The 223-nt window shown below is 60.5% G+C and carries 1 protein-coding gene; it reads left to right on the forward strand.

Annotated elements, in window-relative coordinates; all coding sequences use genetic code 11:
• Positions 1 to 223: FecR domain-containing protein (locus tag AF337_RS30040; RefSeq protein WP_193393674.1), on the forward strand; the 223-nt coding region annotated here is incomplete at both ends.

Raw genomic sequence — 223 nt, forward strand, 5'->3', positions numbered from 1 at the left:
CGTCATCGACAAATATGTCTTCGATGATTCCCAATCGGTCAAGAAACTCACCATCAGGGCGGCAAAGGGTACATTCCGCTGGGTCAGCGGCAGTTCCAATTCTTCGGCCTACCAGATCCTGACGCCGGCCGGCACGATCGGCGTACGCGGCACCGCTTTCGATTTCTACGTCGGCCCGGATGGCACGACCGCCGTCGTGCTGCTGAACGGCGCAGCCCGCTTC

This window comes from Rhizobium ecuadorense, from assembly GCF_001187535.1.
In the GTDB taxonomy this organism is placed as follows: Bacteria; Pseudomonadota; Alphaproteobacteria; order Rhizobiales; family Rhizobiaceae; genus Rhizobium; species Rhizobium ecuadorense.